Origin of the sequence: Pseudomonas yamanorum (assembly GCF_013386765.1) — a bacterium.
Classification (GTDB): Bacteria; Pseudomonadota; Gammaproteobacteria; order Pseudomonadales; family Pseudomonadaceae; genus Aquipseudomonas; species Aquipseudomonas yamanorum_A.
Genome location: NZ_JACARE010000074.1, coordinates 10,509 through 33,160, shown reverse-complemented (window position 1 = coordinate 33,160; position 22,652 = coordinate 10,509). Strand labels below are relative to the sequence as shown.

Annotated in this window: 19 protein-coding genes; 11 read left to right on the top strand and 8 right to left on the bottom strand. The window is 61.5% G+C overall.

Features of this window, described 5'->3' with window-relative positions; genetic code table 11:
• Positions 1 to 199: 199 nt before the first annotated feature.
• Positions 200 to 664, bottom strand: coding sequence for a DUF1289 domain-containing protein (locus HX875_RS31965; protein WP_177048929.1), 465 nt, complete (start codon positions 662 to 664; stop codon positions 200 to 202).
• 394 nt (positions 665 to 1,058) lie between these two features.
• Here HX875_RS31965 and acnB point away from each other — a divergent pair, with 394 nt between their 5' ends.
• Entirely contained in the window at positions 1,059 to 3,659 is a 2,601-nt protein-coding gene (gene acnB / locus HX875_RS31960) for a bifunctional aconitate hydratase 2/2-methylisocitrate dehydratase (protein WP_177048931.1), read from the top strand.
• Between the two features lie 33 nt (positions 3,660 to 3,692).
• On the opposite strand, the gene HX875_RS31955 is transcribed toward acnB, so the two are convergent.
• On the bottom strand, positions 3,693 to 4,115 hold the full coding sequence (locus HX875_RS31955) for a MerR family transcriptional regulator (protein ID WP_177048928.1): 423 nt from the start codon (positions 4,113 to 4,115) through the stop codon (positions 3,693 to 3,695).
• A gap of 69 nt (positions 4,116 to 4,184) precedes the next feature.
• Between HX875_RS31955 and HX875_RS31950 the strand changes: the two genes are divergently transcribed.
• Positions 4,185 to 5,417, top strand: a complete 1,233-nt coding sequence (locus HX875_RS31950; protein WP_177048927.1) for an NADH:flavin oxidoreductase/NADH oxidase family protein — start codon at positions 4,185 to 4,187, stop codon at positions 5,415 to 5,417.
• A gap of 78 nt (positions 5,418 to 5,495) precedes the next feature.
• Complete coding sequence (poxB, locus tag HX875_RS31945; RefSeq protein WP_010171185.1) at positions 5,496 to 7,220, top strand: ubiquinone-dependent pyruvate dehydrogenase; 1,725 nt, start codon at positions 5,496 to 5,498, stop codon at positions 7,218 to 7,220.
• Here the strand turns inward: poxB and HX875_RS31940 are convergent.
• The gene (locus tag HX875_RS31940; protein ID WP_177048926.1) at positions 7,217 to 8,071 is read right to left on the bottom strand and encodes a LysR family transcriptional regulator; all 855 of its coding nucleotides are present in this window, start codon (positions 8,069 to 8,071) and stop codon (positions 7,217 to 7,219) included. The genes poxB and HX875_RS31940 overlap by 4 nt on opposite strands.
• A gap of 100 nt (positions 8,072 to 8,171) precedes the next feature.
• Here HX875_RS31940 and HX875_RS31935 point away from each other — a divergent pair, with 100 nt between their 5' ends.
• Positions 8,172 to 8,801: an FMN-dependent NADH-azoreductase gene (locus tag HX875_RS31935; protein ID WP_177048925.1), complete on the top strand. Its 630-nt coding sequence runs from the start codon at positions 8,172 to 8,174 to the stop codon at positions 8,799 to 8,801.
• A 140-nt stretch (positions 8,802 to 8,941) separates the two neighbouring features.
• Here the strand turns inward: HX875_RS31935 and HX875_RS31930 are convergent, their stop codons facing one another.
• Positions 8,942 to 9,499 carry an NADPH-dependent FMN reductase gene (locus HX875_RS31930; protein ID WP_177048924.1) on the bottom strand — a complete coding sequence of 186 codons (558 nt, stop codon included), beginning with the start codon at positions 9,497 to 9,499 and terminating at the stop codon, positions 8,942 to 8,944.
• Positions 9,500 to 9,727: 228 nt separating this feature from the next.
• On the opposite strand from HX875_RS31930, the gene HX875_RS31925 reads away from it, so the two are divergent.
• Positions 9,728 to 9,964 carry a hypothetical protein gene (locus HX875_RS31925; protein WP_010171188.1) on the top strand — a complete coding sequence of 79 codons (237 nt, stop codon included), beginning with the start codon at positions 9,728 to 9,730 and terminating at the stop codon, positions 9,962 to 9,964.
• A gap of 4 nt (positions 9,965 to 9,968) precedes the next feature.
• On the opposite strand, the gene gspG is transcribed toward HX875_RS31925, so the two are convergent.
• Positions 9,969 to 10,397, bottom strand: coding sequence for a type II secretion system major pseudopilin GspG (gene gspG, locus HX875_RS31920; RefSeq protein ID WP_177048923.1), 429 nt, complete (start codon positions 10,395 to 10,397; stop codon positions 9,969 to 9,971).
• 176 nt (positions 10,398 to 10,573) lie between these two features.
• Between gspG and HX875_RS31915 the strand changes: the two genes are divergently transcribed.
• Positions 10,574 to 11,491, top strand: coding sequence for a LysR substrate-binding domain-containing protein (locus HX875_RS31915; protein WP_177048922.1), 918 nt, complete (start codon positions 10,574 to 10,576; stop codon positions 11,489 to 11,491).
• A gap of 108 nt (positions 11,492 to 11,599) precedes the next feature.
• Here HX875_RS31915 and HX875_RS31910 read toward each other — a convergent pair whose 3' ends face one another.
• A complete protein-coding gene (locus tag HX875_RS31910) occupies positions 11,600 to 12,169 on the bottom strand; it encodes a GNAT family N-acetyltransferase (protein WP_177048930.1) in 570 nt (189 codons plus the stop codon).
• Between the two features lie 20 nt (positions 12,170 to 12,189).
• Positions 12,190 to 14,445 carry an Orn/Lys/Arg decarboxylase N-terminal domain-containing protein gene (locus tag HX875_RS31905; RefSeq protein WP_177048921.1) on the bottom strand — a complete coding sequence of 752 codons (2,256 nt, stop codon included), beginning with the start codon at positions 14,443 to 14,445 and terminating at the stop codon, positions 12,190 to 12,192.
• Between the two features lie 147 nt (positions 14,446 to 14,592).
• Between HX875_RS31905 and HX875_RS31900 the strand changes: the two genes are divergently transcribed.
• Both HX875_RS31900 and HX875_RS31895 read left to right on the top strand, forming a co-directional pair.
• Positions 14,593 to 15,741 carry a MalY/PatB family protein gene (locus tag HX875_RS31900; RefSeq protein WP_177048920.1) on the top strand — a complete coding sequence of 383 codons (1,149 nt, stop codon included), beginning with the start codon at positions 14,593 to 14,595 and terminating at the stop codon, positions 15,739 to 15,741.
• A 94-nt stretch (positions 15,742 to 15,835) separates the two neighbouring features.
• Positions 15,836 to 19,183, top strand: a complete 3,348-nt coding sequence (locus tag HX875_RS31895; protein ID WP_177048919.1) for a hypothetical protein — start codon at positions 15,836 to 15,838, stop codon at positions 19,181 to 19,183.
• Between the two features lie 72 nt (positions 19,184 to 19,255).
• Here HX875_RS31895 and HX875_RS31890 read toward each other — a convergent pair whose 3' ends face one another.
• The gene (locus tag HX875_RS31890) at positions 19,256 to 19,471 is read right to left on the bottom strand and encodes a TOBE domain-containing protein (protein ID WP_003217010.1); all 216 of its coding nucleotides are present in this window, start codon (positions 19,469 to 19,471) and stop codon (positions 19,256 to 19,258) included.
• A 411-nt stretch (positions 19,472 to 19,882) separates the two neighbouring features.
• On the opposite strand from HX875_RS31890, the gene HX875_RS31885 reads away from it, so the two are divergent.
• Genes HX875_RS31885 through HX875_RS31875 form a run of 3 tightly spaced genes read left to right on the top strand, consistent with a single transcriptional unit; the run spans position 19,883 to position 22,414 of the window.
• Complete coding sequence (locus tag HX875_RS31885) at positions 19,883 to 20,854, top strand: aliphatic sulfonate ABC transporter substrate-binding protein (RefSeq protein ID WP_177048918.1); 972 nt, start codon at positions 19,883 to 19,885, stop codon at positions 20,852 to 20,854.
• A gap of 10 nt (positions 20,855 to 20,864) precedes the next feature.
• Positions 20,865 to 21,698, top strand: coding sequence for an ABC transporter permease (locus HX875_RS31880; protein ID WP_177048917.1), 834 nt, complete (start codon positions 20,865 to 20,867; stop codon positions 21,696 to 21,698).
• A 2-nt stretch (positions 21,699 to 21,700) separates the two neighbouring features.
• Entirely contained in the window at positions 21,701 to 22,414 is a 714-nt protein-coding gene (locus tag HX875_RS31875) for an ABC transporter ATP-binding protein (protein ID WP_177048916.1), read from the top strand.
• The last annotated feature ends 238 nt before the right edge of the window (positions 22,415 to 22,652 follow it).

Below are 22,652 nucleotides of genomic sequence, written 5' to 3'. Positions count from 1 at the left end.
CCGGTTTAGCCGCGACGGGGCAGGGACGCCCCGTCGCGGCGGCCCGCGGAGCAATCCCGGAGTGAGGGAACACCGAGCCTAGGCGAGGCGCCGACAGGCGGGGCAGAGCGTTTTGGTTACTTTTGCGCTTTTCAAAAGTGACCCGCTGTAAGAGCGGAACCATAAGCGGCCGTTACCTAAACAACGGATATGTACTCAATCACAGAGCATCCCTGAGAAACCCCGGCGCGATATACCGCTGATAATGCGCCTCAGACAAAATAAAAAACTCCCGATCAATCGCATCACGCAATTCAGGCAACCCCCACTCCCGAAACTCCGGCATCAACACCATCCCGTAAGCCTCAAGATTGCTGATCACCCGAGCCCCCCGGGCAATCAACTGATAGGCCCAGCAGTACTCCGACTGATGCGGCACAAACCGAATCTTGCGCTGCTCAAGCTGCCCCCGAAGCATTTTCGGATCAAACACCTCAAGCTTCCCCGCCATCACCTGCACCAACAACTGCTCAAGCCTGAGCCAAACCGCCCGTTTTTCCTCCTCGTTATACCCGTTCCACTGAATCACCTCATGGTGAAACCGCTTGCAACCCCGGCACACGAGATCGCCGTAAACCGTGGAGCACAGGCCTACGCAGGGGGTCTTGATGGTCTGGTTGGACATGGTCGACAACGCACAAATCAGCGAAACAGTTGCACATGTTAGCCCTTTGTCTAAGGTTGATCACCCTGCAAACTTGGCAAGGCAACTTACGTTCAGACATTTTTTACCGTAGAATCATCCGGCCTTGTAAGGCGCCAATAATCCGTTGGAAGCTGTTTTCAAAGCGTCACGAGCACAGTCGTTCCTAAAGAACGGTGTTGGCGATGGTTATTTACCCGGTAAATAGCCAGCGCCAACCCTCATCAGCTCCGTTCTGCAGGCGTAAAACTTTGAAAGCAGCTTCTGTGAGGATTGCCGGCAGCGCTGGCTCTACGGCCCAAAAAGCCCCCGAGCGCATGCGTGCCGTGCATTTCTGGATGAGCGTCCCGTGGGACCACTGATGAGGGTAATAACTGTGCTTGAAGCCTACCGCAAACATATCGAAGAGCGTGCAGCCCTGGGTATCGTTCCCCAGCCGCTTAATGCCGAACAAACCGCAGGCCTGGTCGAGCTGCTGAAAAATCCCCCGGCTGGCGAAGAAGAATTCCTCGTTGACCTGATCACCAACCGCATTCCACCAGGCGTTGACGAAGCTGCCTACGTCAAGGCCGGTTTCCTGTCTGCCCTGGCCAAGGGCGAAGCCACTTCTCCCCTGATCGACAAGAAACGCGCTGTTGAACTGCTCGGCACCATGCAAGGCGGCTACAACATCGTGACCCTGGTCGAGCTGCTGGACGACGCCACCCTGGCTCCCGTCGCTGCCACCCAACTCAAGCACACCCTGCTGATGTTCGACGCGTTCCACGACGTCGCCGAAAAAGCCAAGAACGGCAACGAACACGCCAAAGCCGTGATCCAGTCCTGGGCCGATGGCGAGTGGTTCAAGAACCGCCCGACCCTGGCCGACAAGATCAGCCTGCGCGTATTCAAGGTGACTGGCGAAACCAACACCGACGACCTGTCCCCTGCCCCGGACGCCTGGTCCCGTCCTGACATCCCGCTGCACGCCCTGGCCATGCTGAAAATGGCCCGTGAAGGCATCGTGCCGGATGAGCAAGGCAAGACCGGCCCGATGAAGCAGATCGAAGAAATGCGCGGCCAAGGCTTCCCGATCGCCTACGTCGGTGACGTGGTCGGTACCGGTTCGTCGCGTAAATCGGCCACCAACTCGGTGCTGTGGTTCTTCGGCGACGACGTTCCTTACGTGCCGAACAAGCGCGCTGGCGGTTTCTGCTTCGGCAGCAAGATCGCCCCAATCTTCTACAACACCATGGAAGATGCCGGCGCACTGCCAATCGAGTTCGACGTCACCAACATGAACATGGGCGACGTGATCGACCTGTACCCGCATGCTGGCAAAGTCACCAAGCACAACAGCGATGAAGTCCTGACCACCTTCGAAATGAAGACCCCGGTCCTGTTGGACGAAGTCCGTGCCGGCGGTCGTATCCCGCTGATCATCGGCCGTGGCCTGACCGAGAAGGCTCGCGTTGAGCTGGGTCTGCCACCTTCGACCCTGTTCAAACTGCCGGAAGCTCCGGCCGAAAGCGACAAGGGCTACACCCTGGCGCAGAAAATGGTCGGCAAGGCGTGCGGCGTGGCTGGCGTTCGTCCAGGCACCTACTGCGAACCGAAGATGACCACCGTCGGCTCCCAGGACACCACCGGTCCTATGACCCGTGACGAACTGAAAGACCTGGCGTGCCTGGGTTTCTCCACCGATCTGGTAATGCAGTCGTTCTGCCATACCGCGGCGTACCCTAAGCCGATCGACGTGACCACCCACCACACCCTGCCTGACTTCATCATGACCCGTGGCGGTGTATCGCTGCGTCCAGGCGACGGCATCATCCACAGCTGGCTGAACCGCATGCTGCTGCCGGACACCGTCGGTACCGGTGGTGACTCCCACACCCGTTTCCCGATGGGCATTTCGTTCCCGGCCGGTTCCGGCCTGGTAGCGTTCGCCGCAGCCACCGGCGTTATGCCGCTGGACATGCCGGAATCGATCCTGGTGCGCTTCAAAGGCGAAATGCAGCCTGGCATCACCCTGCGTGACCTGGTTCACGCCATTCCTTACTACGCGATCCAGGCTGGCCTGCTGACCGTAGAGAAGAAAGGCAAGAAGAACGCCTTCTCCGGCCGCATCCTGGAAATCGAAGGCCTGGACAATCTGAGCATCGAACAAGCCTTCGAGCTGTCCGACGCCTCGGCTGAACGTTCGGCTGCCGGTTGCACCATCAAGCTGTCGAAAGAATCCATCACCGAGTACCTGAACTCCAACATCACCCTGCTGCGCTGGATGATCGGTGAAGGCTACGGCGATGCGCGTACCCTGGAACGTCGCGCCCAAGCGATGGAAGCCTGGGTTGCCAACCCTGAGCTGATGGTTGCCGATGCTGACGCCGAATACGCTGAAATCATCGAGATCGACCTGGCCGACATCAAGGAGCCTGTGCTCTGCGCGCCAAACGATCCGGACGACGCCCGTCTGCTGTCGTCGGTACAAGGCGAGAAGATCGACGAAGTGTTCATCGGTTCGTGCATGACCAACATCGGTCACTTCCGCGCTGCCGGTAAACTGCTGGATCAGGTCAAGGGTCAGCTGCCAACCCGTCTGTGGCTGTCGCCGCCGACCAAGATGGACGCTCACCAACTGACCGAAGAAGGCTACTACGGCATCTACGGCAAGGCTGGCGCGCGCATGGAAATGCCGGGCTGCTCGCTGTGCATGGGTAACCAGGCACGTGTAGAGCCGAACTCGACGGTTGTGTCGACTTCGACCCGTAACTTCCCGAACCGCCTGGGTGACGGCGCGAACGTCTACCTGGCTTCGGCCGAGCTGGCATCGGTAGCTTCCATCCTGGGTCGCCTGCCGACCGTCGAGGAGTACATGGAATACGCCGCGAAGATCAACACCATGGCCAGCGACGTATATCGCTACCTGAGTTTTGACCAGATCGCCGAGTTCCGTGAAGCCGCTGCAAACGCCAACATTCCTGTGGTTCAAGCCTAAGGTTTTGTTGCTGTAAACGAACGCCGCGTATCGTCAGATGCGCGGCGTTTTTTTATGCGCCTCGATCGAGGCCCAGACTTTGTCCTGCGCCTGGGTGCACGGCGTGCCTTGCGGGTGCGACTGGATCGTTGCGATCACGGCACGCAGCTCGGCCTTGCTCTCGTCCATACGGGCCTGCAGCTCTTCTATCTGTGCAATTTTGCGTTCCAGCCTTGAGACGATATCGGCGCGCTTGGCCTCACTGGGTGCGTCATCCGGCATCAAGGCCTTCAACTCCTGCAAGCTGAAACCCGCCCGCTGGGCGCCCTGGATCAATTGCAGCGTCTGCAACGTCTGCGTGGGATAACGGCGATAGCCATTGCCTTGCCGCTCCACCTGGATCAACCCCTGGGCTTCATAAAAACGAATCTTCGACGCCGCCAATCCACTGCGTTCCGCCAGTTCACCGATATTCATCGCCTACCCCATTGACCTTAAAGTTACCTTTAAGCTTAGCCTGAGCGCTCCCATTGTGAGGAGTCAAGCATGTCGCCCTTTGAAGCATTGCAATTGCCCAACGGTCAAGTCATCGGTAACCGCATCGCCAAGGCGGCGATGGAAGAGAACATGGCGGATGCCGACCAGGCGCCTTCCGAGGCCCTGATGCGCCTGTATCAAGCCTGGGCCGAAGGCGAGCCCGGCCTGATCCTGACCGGCAACGTGATGATCGACCGCCGCGCCATGACCGGCCCCGGCGGTGTGGTGCTGGAGGACGAACGCCACCTGGCCAGATTTCGCCAGTGGGCCAATATCGGTCGGGCCAAGGGTGCGCAGTTCTGGGTGCAGCTCAACCACCCGGGCCGCCAGACCATGGCCAATCTCGGCCAGCAGGCCTTGGCGCCTTCGGCAGTGTCCCTCGACCTTGGCGGCTTTTCGAAGATGTTCGCCCAGCCCAAGGCAATGACCGAGGACGACATCCAGGACGTCATCACGCGCTTCGCCACCAGCGCGCGTCTCGCCGAAAAGGCCGGCTTCAACGGGGCGCAGATCCACGCGGCCCACGGCTATCTGCTCAGCCAGTTTCTCTCGCCCTTGAGCAACCAGCGCACAGACCGCTGGGGCGCCAGCGTGGAAAACCGTGCGCGGCTCCTGCTGGAGGTGATCAAGGCTGTGCGCGCTGCCGTGAGCCCGGGTTTCTGCGTGGCGGTGAAACTCAACTCCGCCGACTTCCAGCGCGGTGGGTTTGACGCCGCCGACGCCCGCGCCGTGGTCGAGTTGCTCAACCCGCTGGCCATCGACCTGCTGGAGTTGTCGGGCGGCAGCTACGAAGCCCCGGCCATGCAAGGCGAAGCCCGCGACGGACGCACCCTGGCCCGCGAAGCCTATTTCATCGAGATGGCCAGCGACCTGGCAAAAGTCGCCAGCATGCCGGTGATGGTCACCGGCGGTATCCGGCGCTTGCCCATCGTGCAGCAAGTACTCGACAGCGGCATCGCCATGGCCGGGATCGCCACCGCCCTCACCCTGGAGCCGCACCTGATCAAGCAATGGCGCGCCGGCCGTGACCTCAACCCGCAACTGCCGCCGATCCGCTGGAAGCGCAAACCCCTGGCCAGCCTGGCGAGCATGGCGGTGGTGCGTTATCAGCTACGCCGCCTGAGCCGTGGCCGCCAGCCGAAACCCGGGGTTTCGCCACTGCTGGCCCTGATCAAGGACCAACTGTTTATCGCCCGCCGTACCCGTCAATATCGCGCCGCGATGACCAATTCTTCACATTGAGCGGGGAGCATTCAGCGCCATGGAACTGTCCTCTACTGATCAGCAGCTTTTTACCCTCACTGACGATTGGAGTTCTTCATGGCGAAAATCACCCTGGCCCAGCAATTGGCGACCACCCTTGAACAGGCGGGCATCAAGCGCATCTGGGGCCTGACCGGCGACAGCCTCAACGGCCTGACCGACTCCCTGCGCACCATGGACAGCATCGAGTGGATGCACGTGCGCCACGAAGAAGTGGCGGCGTTTGCCGCTGGCGCCGAAGCGGCCGCCACCGGCGAACTGACGGTGTGCGCCGGCAGCTGTGGCCCCGGCAACCTGCATTTGATCAACGGGCTGTTCGACTGCCATCGCAACCATGTGCCGGTGCTGGCCATCGCGGCGCAGATCCCCTCCTCCGAGATCGGCCTGAACTACTTCCAGGAAACCCATCCCCAGGAGCTGTTCAAGGAGTGCAGCCACTTTATCGAGCTGGTGACCAACCCCGAACAGATGCCCCACGTGCTGCACCGCGCCATGCGCTCGGCGATCCTCAACCGTGGCGTGGCGGTGGTGGTGATTCCCGGGGATGTGTCGCTGCTGGAAGTGGAAGACACATTCAAGCCATGGCCGGCCCTGTTGGCACCCCGTACGTTGCCGGCGGAACAAGACCTGCAACGCCTCACCGATATCCTTGAACACAGCGGCAAAGTCACCCTGCTGTGCGGCAGCGGCTGTGCCGGCGCGCACGATGAAGTGGTGGCCCTGGCCGACGCCCTTGGCGCGCCCGTGGTGCATGCCCTGCGCGGCAAGGAGCACGTGGAGTGGGACAACCCGTTCGACGTCGGCATGACCGGCCTGATCGGCTTCAGCTCCGGTTACCACGCCATGCTCAACTGCGACACGCTGATCATGCTCGGCACCGACTTCCCGTACCGCCAGTTCTACCCCACCGACGCGAAGATCATCCAGGTCGACCGCAACCCGCAGGCCCTGGGCCGGCGTGCCACCCTGGACCTGGGGATTGCCGCAGACGTCAGCGAAACCATTCAGGCACTGCTGCCGCGCCTGACCCGCAAGACGGATCGCAGCTTCCTCGAAACCTCCCTCAAGCATTACGAGAAAGCGCGCCAAGGCCTGGATGACCTGGCCGAGCCGTCAAAGGCCGGCCGGCCGATCCACCCGCAATACGTTGCGCGGCTGCTGAGTGAACTGGCCGACGACGACGCGATCTTCACCGCCGACGTTGGATCACCCACCGTGTGGGCGGCGCGCTACCTGAAAATGAATGGCAAGCGCCGGTTGATCGGCTCGTTCAACCACGGTTCGATGGCCAACGCCATGCCCCAGGCCATCGGCGCGCAAGCGGCGTTTCCCGGGCGCCAGGTGATTTCGATGTCGGGCGACGGTGGTTTCACCATGCTGATGGGCGACTTCATCAGCCTGGCGCAGTTGAACCTGCCGGTGAAACTCGTGGTGTTCAACAACTCGTCCCTGGGCTTTGTCGCCATGGAGATGAAAGCCGCGGGCTACCTGGACACCGGCACCGAGCTGAAGAACCCGGACTTTGCCGCCATGTCCAACGCCATGGGCATCCTCGGCATTCGCGTCGAGCAGTCCGAAGACCTGGAGCCGGCACTGCGCCGCGCCCTGGCCCACGACGGCCCGGTGCTGGTGGACGTGGTCACCGCTACCCAGGAGCTGGTGATGCCGCCCAGCATCAAGCTGGAACAGGCCAAGGGCTTCAGCCTGTACATGCTCAAGGCGGTGATGAGTGGGCGCGGTGATGAAGTGATCGAGTTGGCGCGGACCAACTGGTTGCGTTAATAGCGCCGGGTAGCGCCGTAGCGCACGATCAGCGCCGTGATAGCCTCGACCACTCGCGGGTCGGCATCCGGCGCACTGAACAGGCGAAACTCGGCATCGGGCAAGGGCGGCAAGCCATGCTCGGTGCCGAGCACCGCCAAGCCTTGGGTCACCTGGCTGCGGGCCATCGGTGCAATGGCAAAACCCGCCAGCGCCGCGGCGTGCAAGCCGGCATAGCTGGTACACAGCATGGCCGTACGCTGGGGGATACCGGCCTGCGCAAGACGGGTCAACGCCGCCTCGCGGTAAGGACAGGGTTCCGGAAACAGCGCCAGGGGCAACGGAGTTGGCAATGTACCCAGCGGTTGCGCCGACCAGGCCCACACCAATGGCTCTTGCCATAACGCCAGCCCAGGCTCGCTGGACTCACACAGCGAACCGATCACTACATCCAACTCGCCCTGCTTCATCAGGCTCAGCAATGAGCCCGGAATACTCACCTGGACGCTGACCTGCATGCCCGGGAAGTCGGCCGCCAACACCTGCAACTCCCGCAGCAGCCGGGCATCGGCGAACTCCTCCGACACACCGACACGCAGGTTGCCGCTGAACGCCGAGCGCGTCAGCTCGGCCCAGGCATCGCGGTTGAGCGCCAGAATTCCACGGGCATAGGCCATCAGGCGTTCGCCATCGGCCGTCAGCTGTTGCGAACGGGTGGTACGCGTAAGCAGCGGCTTGCCCACCTGTTCTTCCAGGCGCCGCAAATGGCCACTGACCGCCGATTGGGTCAGGTGCAGGCGCTCGGCAGCGCGACTGAAGCCGCCCTCGTCCACCACCGCGACAAAGGTCTTGAGTAACAAGGCGTCGAACATATGCGTATTCGTGATTAATCAGGCGTTGAAACACGATTTATATTTCAAGTTCCACTATGTTGCAATGCTCGGGTCCTTTCCCCTACCGCCGAGACCCACCATGACCGTCCTTTTGCACGTCGAATGCTCACCCCGCAAACAGCGTTCCGCCTCGCTGGAAATCGCCCGCCAGTTTATTGCCCGTTACCAGCAGAACGCGCCGGATACCGAAGTGTTGACCCTCGACCTGTGGAGCCTGGACCTGCCGGAATTCGACGGCCCGGTGATGGACGCCAAGTACGCCGGCCTGAGCGGCACGCCGCTGACCGAAGAACAGGAGACCGCCTGGGCCGCCCTGAAAAGCCTTGCCGCTCACCTGCACAAGGCTGACGTACTGGTGTTCTCGGTTCCGCTGTGGAATTTCGCGGTGCCTTACAAGCTCAAGCATTTTATCGACGTGGTATCGCAAAAAGATGTGCTGTTTGAATTCAGCCCCGAGCACGGCTTGCGTGGCCTGCTGCACAACAAGACGGCGGTGAATGTGTATGCACGAGGTATGGATTTTTCCGAGCCTGCGGCGCAACCGATGGACTTTCAGAAGCCCTATATGGATGCGTGGCTGGGGTTTATCGGGGTAACCGATGTGCACTCGCTGTTTGTTGAGAAAACCATCCTGGGCCCCGAAGTCGACCTGGCCTCGCGCCAGCACACCGGCGAACAGGCAATCGCCCTGGCCGACCGCCTGGCCTGATTAACGCCGCCCCCCCGTAGCAGCTGTCGAGCCCCAGCGAGGCTGCGTTGGCCGCGCTGCTGATGTCGAGCCTGGCACAAGAGCCAGGCGCGCCCGACGCAGCCTCGCTGGGGCTCGACAGCTGCTACGGGGGTTGCGGTTTAGCCGTGCTGTTTTTCCACCCACTTGCCATAGGCATCGATAAACGCCTGCAAGAACGGCTTGGTCTTTTCCGACACCTTGCCCGACTCGTCAAACAAGCTGCCCGCGCCACCCAGGTAGGCTTCCGGCTGCTGCATGCACGGCACATCAAGGAACACCAGCGACTGGCGCAGATGGTGATTGGCGCCAAAACCGCCGATGGCACCGGGAGACACGCTGATCACCGCGCCCGGCTTGCCGCTGAAGACACTTTGGCCGTAAGGGCGTGAACCAACGTCAATCGCATTCTTCAATACACCCGGCACGGAGCGGTTGTATTCGGGGGTCACAAACAGCACCGCGTCGGATGAACGCACGTGCTGGCGGAAAGTACTGTAGGCTGCCGGCGGTGCAGCACCGTCGATGTCCTCGTTGTAGAGCGGCAAATCGCCAATTTCGACAATGTTCAACTTGAGGTTGGCGGGCGCCAACTCGGCCAATGCCAGGGCGACCTTGCGGTTGATCGACTCTTTTCTCAAGCTGCCGACCAGTACGGCAATCGTGTAGACCTTGCTCATTGGGGTTTCCCGGTTTCTGACTTAAGGAGCTTGTAGTTATAGAGCCTGCGCGGCGCTATCACCAGCGTGTTTTTGCAATCTCCAGGGACGTTTACACCGCAGACGGACTTGTAAGTAATGTCTGAAAAAGTCAACGAATAGTATTTTTTTTCCATAGGTAAACTACCCCGCTCTCCTACGGTCTACAGAACCGCAAATCGAGTGTTTATCTCCAGAGGTTCTAAACAGATGGCAGCAGTACTTGTCGGACAGTTCCATGCCAGAGACGCAGAAGGTCGCGTTTATTCGGTGCATGAGTTCCAGGAATCCAACCCGCCCCAAGGCGACCTGACTGGCTCGGCGCCCACCATTACCTACAAGCTGGCCATTGGCGATCGTGTAGAAAAACTGGACGGCGATGAATTCAGATTGATTCAGTCGGGCACCATCATCACCCGCGAATCGGCAACGACCCACGCTTCATAAGACCTTATTCCCCATAGGCGATATCCACATTATCGCCGACGCCTCCCAGTGTTCGGTCCTTGCCGAACGAGAACAGATCAAAAGGAATTTTGGCCTGGCTGGGAGGATAGTGGTACTGATAGGCCACGCCCCAGGGGTCAGTCAGCATGTCTTCGTCCTTGAGATAGGGCCCCCGCCACTTCACTTCCCCCGCAGGCTTAGCAGTCAATGCCGCCAAGCCCTCGTCATCCGTTGGATACCGCCCCACATCCTGATGAAACTGCTCCACGGCCTTGCCCAGCTCGTTCAACTGGACCTTGGCCGTGGCGATTTCCGACCGGGTCACGTCGCCAAAGATCCGCGGCCCCACCGCAATTGCCAGCACGCCGACCACCAGCACCACCACCAGCAGGTCCCACAACGAAAACCCGCGCGTCTGTGTTTTACCGAACATCGATGAGGCTCCCCCTTGGATCCCTTGGTTGATACGCCCTTTGTATGACCTGTTGGTTGCAGGTGCCAGGAGGCTTGATCGTGCAAGTCTAGTTGGGCCGTTCCCGCGCCGGGTCTTTTTTCCACGCCCGGGATTCAGCCATTGAATCCCTATCGCACTAAACATAGACTCCGGCCATGCGTTTACGTCATATCGAAGTGATTCAGGCCATTTTGCAGACCGGACACCTCGGCACGGCCGCCGAATGGTTGCAACTGCCTGTGGCCGATGTAGACGCGACCCTCAAGGACGCCGAGCTGCAACTGGGTTTCATGCTGTTCGCCAGTGTGCGCGGACGCTTGCAGGCCACCCGGGAAACCCTCGAGCTGCAGGGCGAAATTGCCCACATCTATACCGCCCTTGAGCCGGTGCAGCGCCTGGCCAGTAGCCTGAAACACCACCATGCCCCGCCCTTGCGCGCCCTGTGCACCCCGCCGCTGGCCAACCAGTTGTTGCCCCAGGCGATTGCCGTGCTGCGCCGACGCTTTCAAGACACGCCGTGCAACCTTTCCAGCCACTCCACCCGGGAGATCGTCAAGAGCCTACTGCTGCACGAAGCCGACCTGGGGCTGAGCCTGCACGACCCGGAACACCCGCAAATCCACAGCACCCCGCTGGCCCACGGCAAGCTGCAATTGCTTGCGCCCCATGGCTGGCTGAAACCTCGGCAGAAGTACATTGCGCTGCAGGAGCTGGCCGGGCAGTCGATGATCGGGCTCGAAGGCCAGGACCCGCTGAGCCGCCTGCTGGACAGCAAGCTGCAAGCCCTGCGCCCGTTGCCGGTGGTGCAGACGCGGGTGCAGACCTACCAGATGATGCGCAGCATGGTTGAAGCCGGAGAAGGCCTGGCGATTGTCGACCCATTCACCGCCACGGGTGCACGGGAAGCCGGGCTGGATGCCTGCCCGTTGTCACCGCCGATGGTGGTGACTTTGTATGCGTTGACGCTGAAAGGCAGCGAGGCATCGCCCGCCTTGAATGCTCTGCTGGAGATTGTCACCGAGAAGGCCGAAAGCCTGCTGACCAACACACTCTCTCCTGACCAACAGAGATAAAAATGTGGGAGCTGGCTTGCCTGCGATGCGGACACCGCGGTGTATCAATAACACTGAGGTGATGCTATCGCAGGCAAGCCAGCTCCCACAGTTAATCAGCGCCCGGCTTCAGACCACTTCCAGTTCTGACTTGAATAACCGATACCAGAAAATCGCCACTTCGCGCGTCTGCGGATCAATCCCGCGATAGCGCAGGTGGTCGATCCCGCCCATCACGTACCCGCAACGCTCATACAACCGGCAAGCACCGAGGTTGTTGTTCTGGGTTTCGAGCATCATCCCCGGCAGGTTCTTCTTGCGACTCCAGAACTGCGCCACGTCCAGCAACGCCTTGGCCACCCCGTGGCGCCGCGCCGGCAGTACCACCGCCAGTTCATCCACATGGGCAAAGCCGTTCCAGTTGGTGCTGACCACGATATGCCCCACGGGCCGGTCATCCAGGTACGCCATGAACACCGCGCTGTCTGGCACGTCGCGAAAGCTGGCGAATTCCTCGGGGTCGATGCCGTAGCATTTGCGGTAAGGCACGATCCGCTCCACCGCCCACTGATCGACGCGCTTGCCCATTTCCGGCACACCGTAGGCGTCGACCTCAAAACTGAAGTCGTTACCCCACACGTAGGCGTCAAATCCCTCGTCCGCCACCCGGACACTGAGGCCCGGGTACTTCGGGTTCATCACAGCTTGCATAAACATTCTTAACCCTTGATGCAGTCGACGGTGTAACAACGACCCTTGCCGTCATCTTCATGTTGCAGTCCATGCACATCCGCGACAAAGCCGGGGAAACTGCTATCGAACGTCCTGGCAAACGCCAGGTAATCAATGATCGAGCGAGTCGACTCGGTAAACCGCTCCCCCGGCATGATCAACGGAATGCCCGGCGGATAAGGCACCAGCATGACCGCTGCGATACGTCCCGGCAAAGCGTCGATGGACACCGCCTCGACTTCGCCCTTGACCAACAGGTCGTAGGCATCCGCCGGTTTCATGGCGATTTCCGGTAAAACCGTGTACATCCGCTTGAGGTGCTTGGCCGTGGCATTGCTGCGATAGCAGCCGTGCAACTGATCGCACAGATCCTTCAACCCCAGGCCCTGATACCGCGCCGGCCCCTGCGCAAACACCGATGGCAAACAGCTGGCGAGGCTTACGTTGGCGTCATAACTGCGCTTGAATTCCAGTAATTCGGTGAGCAGGGTACTCCACTTGCCCTTGGTGATGCCCATGGAAAACAACACGAGGAACGAATACAGCCCGGTCTTTTCCACCACCAGCCCACGTTCCCAGAGGAATTTACTGACAACCGCAGCGGGGATTCCGCACTCGCTCAAGGCCCCGCCAGCGTTCAGGCCTGGCATTACCAGGGTGACTTTTATCGGGTCCAGCAGCACATAGTCTTCGGCAATATCGCCAAAGCCATGCCAGTCCGCCTCGGGTTGCAGCAGCCAGTCCGCCGTCACCACCCGGTCGATGCCCGCCACCAGCGGCGGCTGCCAGATGGAAAACCACCAGTCTTCGGCGGCAATGTGCTGGCGCAGGTTGGCCAGGGCGCGACGAAAGCTCAGGGCTTCGTCAAACATCTCCTGCAGCAACGAACGCCCCGCCGGGCCTTCCATCATGGCCGATGCCACGTCCAGGGAGGCGATGATGCTGTACTGCGGCGAGGTGGAAATATGCATCATGAAGGCTTCGTTGAAGCGGTCACGGTCCAGCTTGCGCACGCCGCCGTCCTGCACGTGGATCATCGAGGCCTGGCTGAACGCCGCCAGCAACTTGTGCGTGGAGTGCGTGGTGAACACCAGGGGGCTGTCGGGCGTGCGCGAGGTGCCCATGCCGTAGCGCCCGGCAAAGAACTCATGAAACGCCGCGTAGGCGTACCAGGCTTCGTCGAAGTGCAGCACCTCGACGCTGTTGCCCAGTTGCTGCTTGATCAGCTCGGCGTTGTAGCACAGGCCGTCGTAGGTGGAATTGGTCACCACCGCCAGCTTGACCCTGGCTGGCCGGCCACGGGTCAGCGGGCTGGCGTCGATCTTGGCGCGGATCGACTCGGGGCTGAACTCGCTCAGGGGAATCGGCCCGATAATCCCCAGTTCATTGCGCTCCGGGCACAGGTACAGCGGGATCGCGCCGGTCATGATGATCGAGTGCAACACCGACTTGTGGCAGTTGCGGTCCACCAGCACCAGGTCGTCGCGGCCCACCATCGAATGCCAGACGATCTTGTTGGCGGTGGAGGTGCCATTGATCACAAAGTAGGTGTGATCGGCGCCGAAGTTGCGCGCCGCCCGGGCTTCGGCCTCGGCCAGCGGCCCGGTGTGGTCCAGCAGCGAACCCAACTCCGGCACCGACACCGACAAGTCCGAGCGCAGGGTGTTTTCCCCGAAGAACTGATGAAACGCCTGCCCCACCGGGCTCTTGCGATAGGCCACGCCACCGCCGTGGCCGGGTGTGTGCCAGGAGTAATTGGAGTCTGCCGTGTGCTGCACCAGCGCCTTGAAGAATGGCGGCAACAGGCCATCCAGATAAGCCCGCGCCGCCCGGGCCACTTGCCGGGCGAGAAACGGCACGGTGTCTTCAAACAGGTAGAGAATCCCCCGCAACTGGTTGAGTTCGCTCATGGCGTCGGCCGGGGCGTTTTCCAGGGTGACTTGCTCACCGAGGGCGAAGATCGGCAGGTTCGGAGCCCGTACCCGCGCCAGGCGGATCAGCTCCACCATGTTTTGCATCAGGTGGGTATTTTCCCCGGCCCCCTCGGCGGCAATCAGCATGCAGGCCAGGCCGTGATGGGTCGATGCCACCAGGCGGCCCTCGGCGTAGTCCACCGCCGAAAAGATACTGAAGCCCTCCTGTTCCAGCTCCCGGGCGATGCCTCGGACGCGGTCGCCGGCAACGGTGTCGGCCTTGATGTCGCGGTGTACGATCAGAACCGGGAACTTCAGGTCTTTGTACATGAGCACTGGGCGTCCTGAGGGCTATGCCTTCAGGGTAGAAGCTTGGGGCCGATGTGGCGAATGAAGATACGCAAATGCTGGCCTATAAAATTAATGGCGCTAGAATCAGCGCCATTTCCACGCCCGCCTCCCTGACACGAGCCACCCATGAGCTTTGATTTCGACACGATCCACTCCCGCCTCGGCACCGGCAGCACCAAGTGGAGTCGTTACCCGCAAGACGTTCTGCCGATGTGGATTGCCGACATGGACATCGCCGCGCCACCGGCCGTGCTGCAGGCGCTGCAACAGCGCCTCGGCCAGCAGATCCTCGGCTACAGCGTGGCCTGCGATGGCGTGCGCGAAGCGATCGTCGCCGACCTGTGGGCCAAGTACGCCTGGCGCGTGCAGCCGGATGAGCTGCTGTTCTTGCCGGGTGTCGAGCCGGGTTTCAACATGGCCTTGCATGCGTTTGTGCAGCCTGGGCAACCGGTGGTGTTGCAAACCCCCAACTATCGCCCGATCCGCCTGGCCCCCGGCCACTGGAACCTGCCGAAGATCGAAGTGCCGTTTGAACTGAGCGCCGAGGGCGAGTACCTCACGCCGTTGCCCGCAATGCGTGAAGCACTCAAAGGCGCCGGCGCGCTGCTGTTGAGCAACCCCCACAACCCGATGGGCAAGGTCTTCCCTCGTGAAGAGCTGCTGGCCGTGGCCACCGCCTGCCTGGACCAGGGCGCACTGATCGTCTCGGATGAGATCCACGCCGAGCTGTGCTTTGACGGCCGCCGGCATATCCCCACCGCCAGCCTCAGCCCCGAGATCGCCCAGCGCACCATCACCCTGATGTCGGCGAGCAAGGCCTATAACGTCGCCGGGCTGAAGACCTGCTTTGCAGTGATACAGAACCCGGAGATCCGCGAGCGCTTCAACCACGCCCGTTGCGGCATGGTCGACAGCGTCAGCCCCCTGGGCCTGGAAGCCACCCGCGCGGCCTACAGCGACTGCGGCGACTGGCTGCAAGCGCTGGTGGCCTACCTGCAAGCCAACCGCGATTACCTGTTGAACGCCGTGCAAACCCGCCTGCCCGGCGTAGTGATGCATGCGCCCCAAGGCACCTACCTGGCCTGGCTGGATTGCAGCGCCCTGGGCCTGGACGACCCGCAACAGTTCTTCCTGGAACAGGCCAAGGTCGGCCTGAGCGCCGGGATTGAATTCGGCGATGACAGCCAGCAGTTCGTGCGCCTGAACTTCGGCTGCCCACGGGCCATGCTGGAAGAAGGCATTGCCCGCCTGGAACGCAGCCTGCGTCACCGTTAAGGCGCAATTCACAACTTTTCGCAACGACCGCCGAACCCCTGCTGTTACTGTTTTTGCCGATTCGTCCCACCGGTAACAGCAGGAGTTCCATGGCATGACGACCCAGCCGCTCAACCGCTCGACCGACCCTAAAGCCCTTCCCGTTGCTCCGCCCAAGTCCGGCGCGGCGTTCCATGTGCTGCTCAAGAACAGCGCCAATAACAAGAAGGTCGAGGCCGGCGACAAGACCGCGCAGGGGCTCGCTGCCAGCCAGGAACAAGGCTATGAACTGGCCGCCAAGGACGCCGCGCCGCCCACCACCCTGGGCGACTACAAGGCCATCGGCCCGGCGGACGAAGTGGGCCCCGGCCTGATTCGTTATGAAACCCAGGACGGCAAGAAAGTCATCGTCAGCGAAAAAGACAGCCCCGAGCTGTTCAAGCAAGTCAGCGCCGACTTCAAGGCACTCTCCGGCGTCAACGCCAGCGAAGCCGCCGGCTACCAGCGCCTGGGCGGCGACGCCACGGCCCCGGAAAAACTCGGCGACTACAAGTCCCTCGGCCCACCCGACGAAACCGGCCCGGGTGTGATCCGCTACGAAACCCAGGACGGCAACAAATTCGTCATCAGCCAGCGCGACAACCCCGAGGCGTTCCAGAAGGCCAAGGAAGCCTATGAAAGCTTCACCGGCCTTGCCACCAGCGAAGACGCCGGCTACAAGCGCGCCGGCGACAACGAAGTGTGGCCGCCCTACGCCGGCACCACCGTGGGCCCCAAGGATGAAGTCGGCCCGGGCCTGATCCGCTTTGAAAGCAACGGCCAGAAAATGGTCGTGGCCCGGGACGACAACCCCAAGCTGTTCGACTACCTGGCAGGCCTGCACGAGGTCTACACCAACCCCGACAAAAAGGCCGCGGTGGAATCCGCCCTCAACGACGGCTCCACACTGGCAGACGCCAACACCCAGCCACCGGAACTGAATGACTACAAAGGCTTCGGCTGGATCGAAGGCCAGCAAGGCAACGTGCTGACCTATGAAACCCACGACGGCACCAAGGTCGTGGTGTCGGCCGATGTCAGCCCGGAACTGTTCAAGAGCGTGGCCACCGCCCAGGACACCTGGAGCAAGATCCACTCCAGTGAAGACGCCGGCTACAAGCTGGCCGGGCCGAATGATTTCCTGAAAAACACCGACATCACCTTCGGCTCCCCCGACGAGCTGGGAGACGGCCTGATCCGCTATGAAACCAGCGAAGGCAAGGTCATCGTCTCCAAGGAACTCAGCCCGCAGCTCTACGATGAAGTGGTCGCCAAGTGGGAGGCCTGGAGCGCCGGCACGGTGGATGAGACCCGCGCCAAGTACAACCTGCCGAGCAACGACGAACTGGACGTGCTCAACCTCGACACCGGCGTGCACGCCGACAAGGACGACGACAAATCGCCGACCCAGAGCGTCAGCGAGCTGGCCACCACCGAGCTGATCGACACCTACCGCGCCGGCGTCAAGGACGGCTCGATTCCCAAGGACGACCCGCGAGCCAAGCTTGTGCGTGCCCTGGAAGCCCAGGCCGCCTACCAGAACGGCCACGGCATCACCGGCTATGAAGAATCCAAGCGCCCGTTCAACACCACCTGGCGCGAGTTCGATGACAAGCAGACCGAACTCACCTCCGCCGACATGCACGACATCATCGACGGCAAGGCGGTGCAGGAACAGATCGGCGAACTGTTCAAAGACCCGACGGTGCAGGCCGACTACAAGACCAAGATGGACGATGCCATCAGCCACCTGCCCAACAAGGACGAGATCAAGCAGAAGCTCCTCGACCTCACCAGCAACCCCGACTACGTGCTCTACCTCAAGGACCTGCAAAAGCAGGGCAAGAGCCACGAAGCCCAACAGGACCTGAGCAACACCCTCACCTCGCTGTCGCTGTTCGATCCGGAAGCCGCCACCAAGGCCGCGCAGAATATCCAGGCCGACGGCCTCACCACCGACCTCAACGAGATCCTGTCGGACCCGAGCAAGATCTCCGACGAAAACAAGGAACTGGCCACCAAGGACCTGTTCGGCCTGCTCAAAGGCGTGCTCAAGGGCAACCTGCTGGACCTGCCGCGGCGCAGCCAGGAAGTGCTGGAGAAATTCCTCAACGAAGGTTTGGAGGGCAAGGAGAAATCCTCGGCCGTGACCAAGGCCCTGGAAGAACTCGGCGACGTCTACAAGAACAGCGGCACCATCAGCGAAGCCGATGTGAAAACCGCCCTGAGCAAACCGTATATCCCGGTGGCGGATCGCGGCATGCTCGGCGAGGTGTTCAACACCCTCAACAGCAAAGGCATCCTCGGCTCGATGGGCGCCGGCGTCAGCCTGTTCTCGGGGATTTACCAACTGGTGGGCAAAGGCGGCAAGCTCGGCGAAACCCCGGCCCAGCGCATGACCATCGCCAAGGATTTCCTGAGTTTTGCCGGCGGCGCGAGCCACTTCGTCAAGCTCGGCGACAAGATCGGCGAAGCCCTGGGCAAGGGCGGCCTGGTGGATTTCCTCGGCCTGGACAAGACCCTGCCGGAAATCTGGGGCAAGGAAGGCGCGGCGGGCAAGGTCATCGACTTCAGCAAGCCTACCGAGATCGACTCAAAGGTCAGCAAGGAAATTGCCGCGGCCCTGGATGCGGTGCCCGACAGCCAGTACGACGGTGTCGCCAAGTTATTTGGCGAAGGCGACAAGGCGGTGACCGAAGCCACCGAAGGTCTTGCCACCCACCTGGATGACGGCCTTAAGGCAGCCGGCGCGGCCAAGCTGGGCGCCTCCCAATCGGCCAAAATCGCAGGTTCCGTAATCAAGGTGCTGGGCCCGGCTACCGATATCGCCGGTGGTTTTGCCGACATCGTGCTCGGCGCGCTGGCGATCAAAAGCGGCGTGGACAGCAAAGACCCGTTGGCTCAGGCCGCCGGTGGCTTGCAGGTGGCGGGCGGTGCGTTCGGCGCATCGGCCGGGGTATTGGGCGCGGCGGCGCTGTTTGGCGCAGGCACGGCGGCGGCGCTGACCGGGCCGCTGTTCCTGGTGGGCGTGGTGTTGGCAGTGGTGGGCGGGATCATCGGCTACTTCGTCGACCACAACAAAAAACAGAAGGCTACCGAGAAGGAAAACGACTGGTACCGCGACCTGGCCGGCGACGGTTTGCTGCAGGACAACTGGGCCGACAAGGTCGAATACGCCCACTACGAAATCCACCATTACCACGGCCGCGACACGCCGACCGATGACAGCCTGTTCCGCTTCCAGCAATCGGAGTGGGAGCACTTTGACGCCACGCCACAAAGCGGCGGCTCGTCGAGCAACCGGCTGGATGGGGATTTGCACAAGGACTACAAGGACCCGAGCGAAACGCCCAAGGAACTGCCGGATGCTTCGGGTGAGAAGCCTGGGTCCCGGCCATCGGGAGGCGGACCTCGACTCAACTAAATCTACACAAATCAGTGTGGGAGCTGGCTTGCCAGCTCCCACATTTGGATTGGGTTCACAACTGGATTGCAGTTACAGCTTGGCGATAGACACTTCGGTCGATTTCACAAAGGCAATCACTTCACTGCCCACTTTCAATTCCAGGTCACGCACCGAGCGCGTGGTAATCACCGACGTCACGATCCCCGACGCGGTTTGCACGTCGATCTCGGACACCACTTCGCCGATCAGGATTTCCTTGATCACGCCCTTGAACTGGTTGCGCACGTTGATCGCTTTAATGGTCATGTCGGCTTTCCTTTGGTCTGTTGGGTCAATCCGCACGAATGCGCAGGCACTCAAAGTGCCCTATTCGTGAAACCAACAAAAGGAATATATAACTCTTTATTTATTCCATAAAAACATATGCAAGCTGTTGCGCAGCCAACAGTGATTCAACAAAGTGCCCGCCTCCCCACTTCCACCCTCCCCCCACGTAGCAGCTGTCGAGCCTTAGCGAGGCTGCGTCAGCGGTATGTCTGATATACCGCTGACGCAGCCTCGCTTAGGCTCGACAGCTGCTACCTGGGGTATTGCCCGGCACCGCAAAGACGCTGGCACAGAGACTGCATATTCCTATAACGCATGATGGAACATGCCATATGAATTTTCTGAATATAAGAAAAGCCTTCTCTTTCCCGCCTTGTCCGGAGCTGTTCCATGAAACCCTTCGCCAAAACCCTGTTGGGCGCCTGCGCCCTCGCCCTCAGCCTGCAACCGGTGGCCCATGCAGCGGAAACCGACCCTGCGCAAGTCAACCTCGACTACGCCTATTACTCCCCGGTGAGCCTGGTGCTCAAGCACTTTGGCTGGCTCGAAGAAGCACTGCCAAAAACCAAGGTCGGCTGGGTGCTGAGCCAGGGCAGCAACCGCTCCCTGGAATACCTCAACAGCGGCGGCGTCGACTTCGCCTCGTCCGCGAGCCTGTCGGCCGTGTTGAGCCGGGCCAACGGCAGCCCGATCAAGTCGGTGTATGTGTACAGCCGCGCCGAGTGGACCGCGCTGGTGGTGCGCAAGGACTCCACCTTCAAGAGCGTCAACGACCTCAAGGGCAAGAAAATCGCCGCCACCAAAGGCACCGACCCGTACCTGTTCACCCTGCGCAGCCTGCAGAAAGCCGGCCTGAGCAAGGACGACGTGGAACTGGTGCACCTGCAACACCCGGACGGCCGTACCGCCCTGGAGAAAGGTGATGTCGACGCATGGGCCGGTCTCGACCCGCACATGGCCGCCAGCGAAATCCAGGCCGGTTCGCGCCTGCTGTATCGCAACAAGGACTTCAACAGCTACGGCGTGGTCAGCGTGACCGACAAGTACGCCAAGGAGCATCCGCAGACCATCGCCAAGGTGCTCGGCGCCTATGAAAAAGCCCGCGACTGGGCGGTGAAACACCCGGATGAATTCGCCAAGCTGCTGGCGGACGAATCCGGCCTGCCCCTGGACGTGGCCAAGCTGCAACTGTCGCGTACCGACTTGAGCAGCCCGTTGCTTACAGCCCAGGACGTGGTGTCGTCCAAGGCTGCCGCGCCGATCCTGGTGTCGGAAGAATTGGTGCGCCGTGGGGTGAATGTGGATCAGGTGATCGACCAGTTGATCGACCCAAGCTTCGGCCAGGCGTTGCCTCGTCCATAAGGGGAGCGTCATGAGCAGCAAAAGCGAAACCCTGCCCGTCGCACTGGCGCCCACTGTCACCGAGCAGCGCAGCGCCTGGCCACGGCGATTGAAAGGCCTGGCGTTGCCGGTGCTGATCCTGGTGATCCTCGAAGTGGTGGTGCGCATCGGCTGGCTGCCGTCCTACCAGATGCCGGCCCCCAGCGAGATCGCCGTGACCCTCACCGACCTCGCCGAAGGCGCGTTGTGGAAACACATCAGCGCCAGCCTGTTGCGGGTGCTGCTGGGATTCACCATCGGCGCCAGCCTGGCCCTGGTATTTGCCGCCTGGGTCGGCTTGAGCCGCGAGGCCGAGGCGTACCTGGAGCCGACGTTCGCCGGCCTGCGTTCGATCCCGAGCCTGGCCTGGGTGCCGCTGTTGCTGCTGTGGCTGGGGATTGATGAGACCTCCAAGATCGTGCTGATTGCCATCGGCGCGTTCTTCCCGGTGTACCTCAACGGCGTCGCGGCGATCCGCGACATCGACCGCAAGCTGGTGGAAGTCGGGCAGATGTATGGCTTCAGCCGTACGCGCCTGGTGCGCCGCATCCTTTTGCCTGCCGCCCTGCCCGGGTTGTTCACCGGCTTGCGCAGCGGGTTGAGCCTGGCGTGGATGTTTCTGGTGGCGGCGGAGTTGATCGCCGCGACCAAGGGCCTGGGTTACCTGCTCAGCGATGGCCGGGAAACCTCACGGCCCGACATTGTGCTGGCCGCGATCATCGTGTTGGCCTTGTTGGGCAAGATCAGCGACGGCCTGTTGGCCGCGCTGGAAAAACGCTGCCTGGTCTGGCGCGACACCTTCAACGGTCAAGGTTCGGAGAGTTGAGCATGAGCGAACCGCTATTGGATATTCGCGTCGAGCGGAAAAACTTCGGCGCCACCACGGTGCTGACCAACGTGCATCTGGCGTTGCAACCACGGGAAGCGGTGAGCTTGCTCGGCCCCAGCGGATGCGGCAAAAGCACCTTGCTGCGGATCGTTGCCGGGCTGGAAAAGGACTACCAGGGTGAGCTGTTGCAGGGCGGTGGTGAGGTCGCGTTTGTCTTCCAGGAACCGCGCCTGATGCCGTGGCTGACGGTGGAGCAAAACATCGGTTTCAGTGATGACGATGGGTACGACAAGGCCTGGGTGGCGCAATTGATTGACGAGGTGGGCCTTGGCGGGTTTGCCCAGGCATTGCCCAAGGCCCTGTCTGGCGGCATGGCACAACGGGTGGCCATCGCTCGCGGGTTGTATTCAAGGCCGCAGGTATTGTTGCTGGACGAGCCGTTCAGCGCGGTGGATGCGTTTACCCGCATGAAGCTGCAGGACCTGCTGCTGCAATTGGCCGAGCACCATGGGATCGCCCTGTTGCTGGTGACCCACGATGTGGACGAGGCGCTGTACCTGAGTGACCGGGTGCTGGTGATGGATAACCGGCCGAGCAGTATTCGCCAGGAGCTGGCGGTGGATCTGGTGCACCCGCGAGACCGGCGGGATCCGCTGTTGGCGCGGCTCAAGGCACTGGCGTTGACCGAGTTGCAACGGGCGCATGTGATCTGAAAAGCACGTGTTGGGGGTGGTAAGTCAGGCTGGGGTGTATATCCGTTATTTAGGTAACGGCTGCTATTGGTTCCGCTCTTACAGCGGGTCACTTTTGGAAAAGAGCCCCAAAAGTAACCAAAAGGGCTCTTGCCCCACCACTCGGCACCTCGCTAGTGCTCGGTGTGCCCGCACTCCGGTAGCACGAAGCGGGCCGCCGCGACGGGGCGTCCCTGCCCCGTCGCGGCTAAACCGGCGT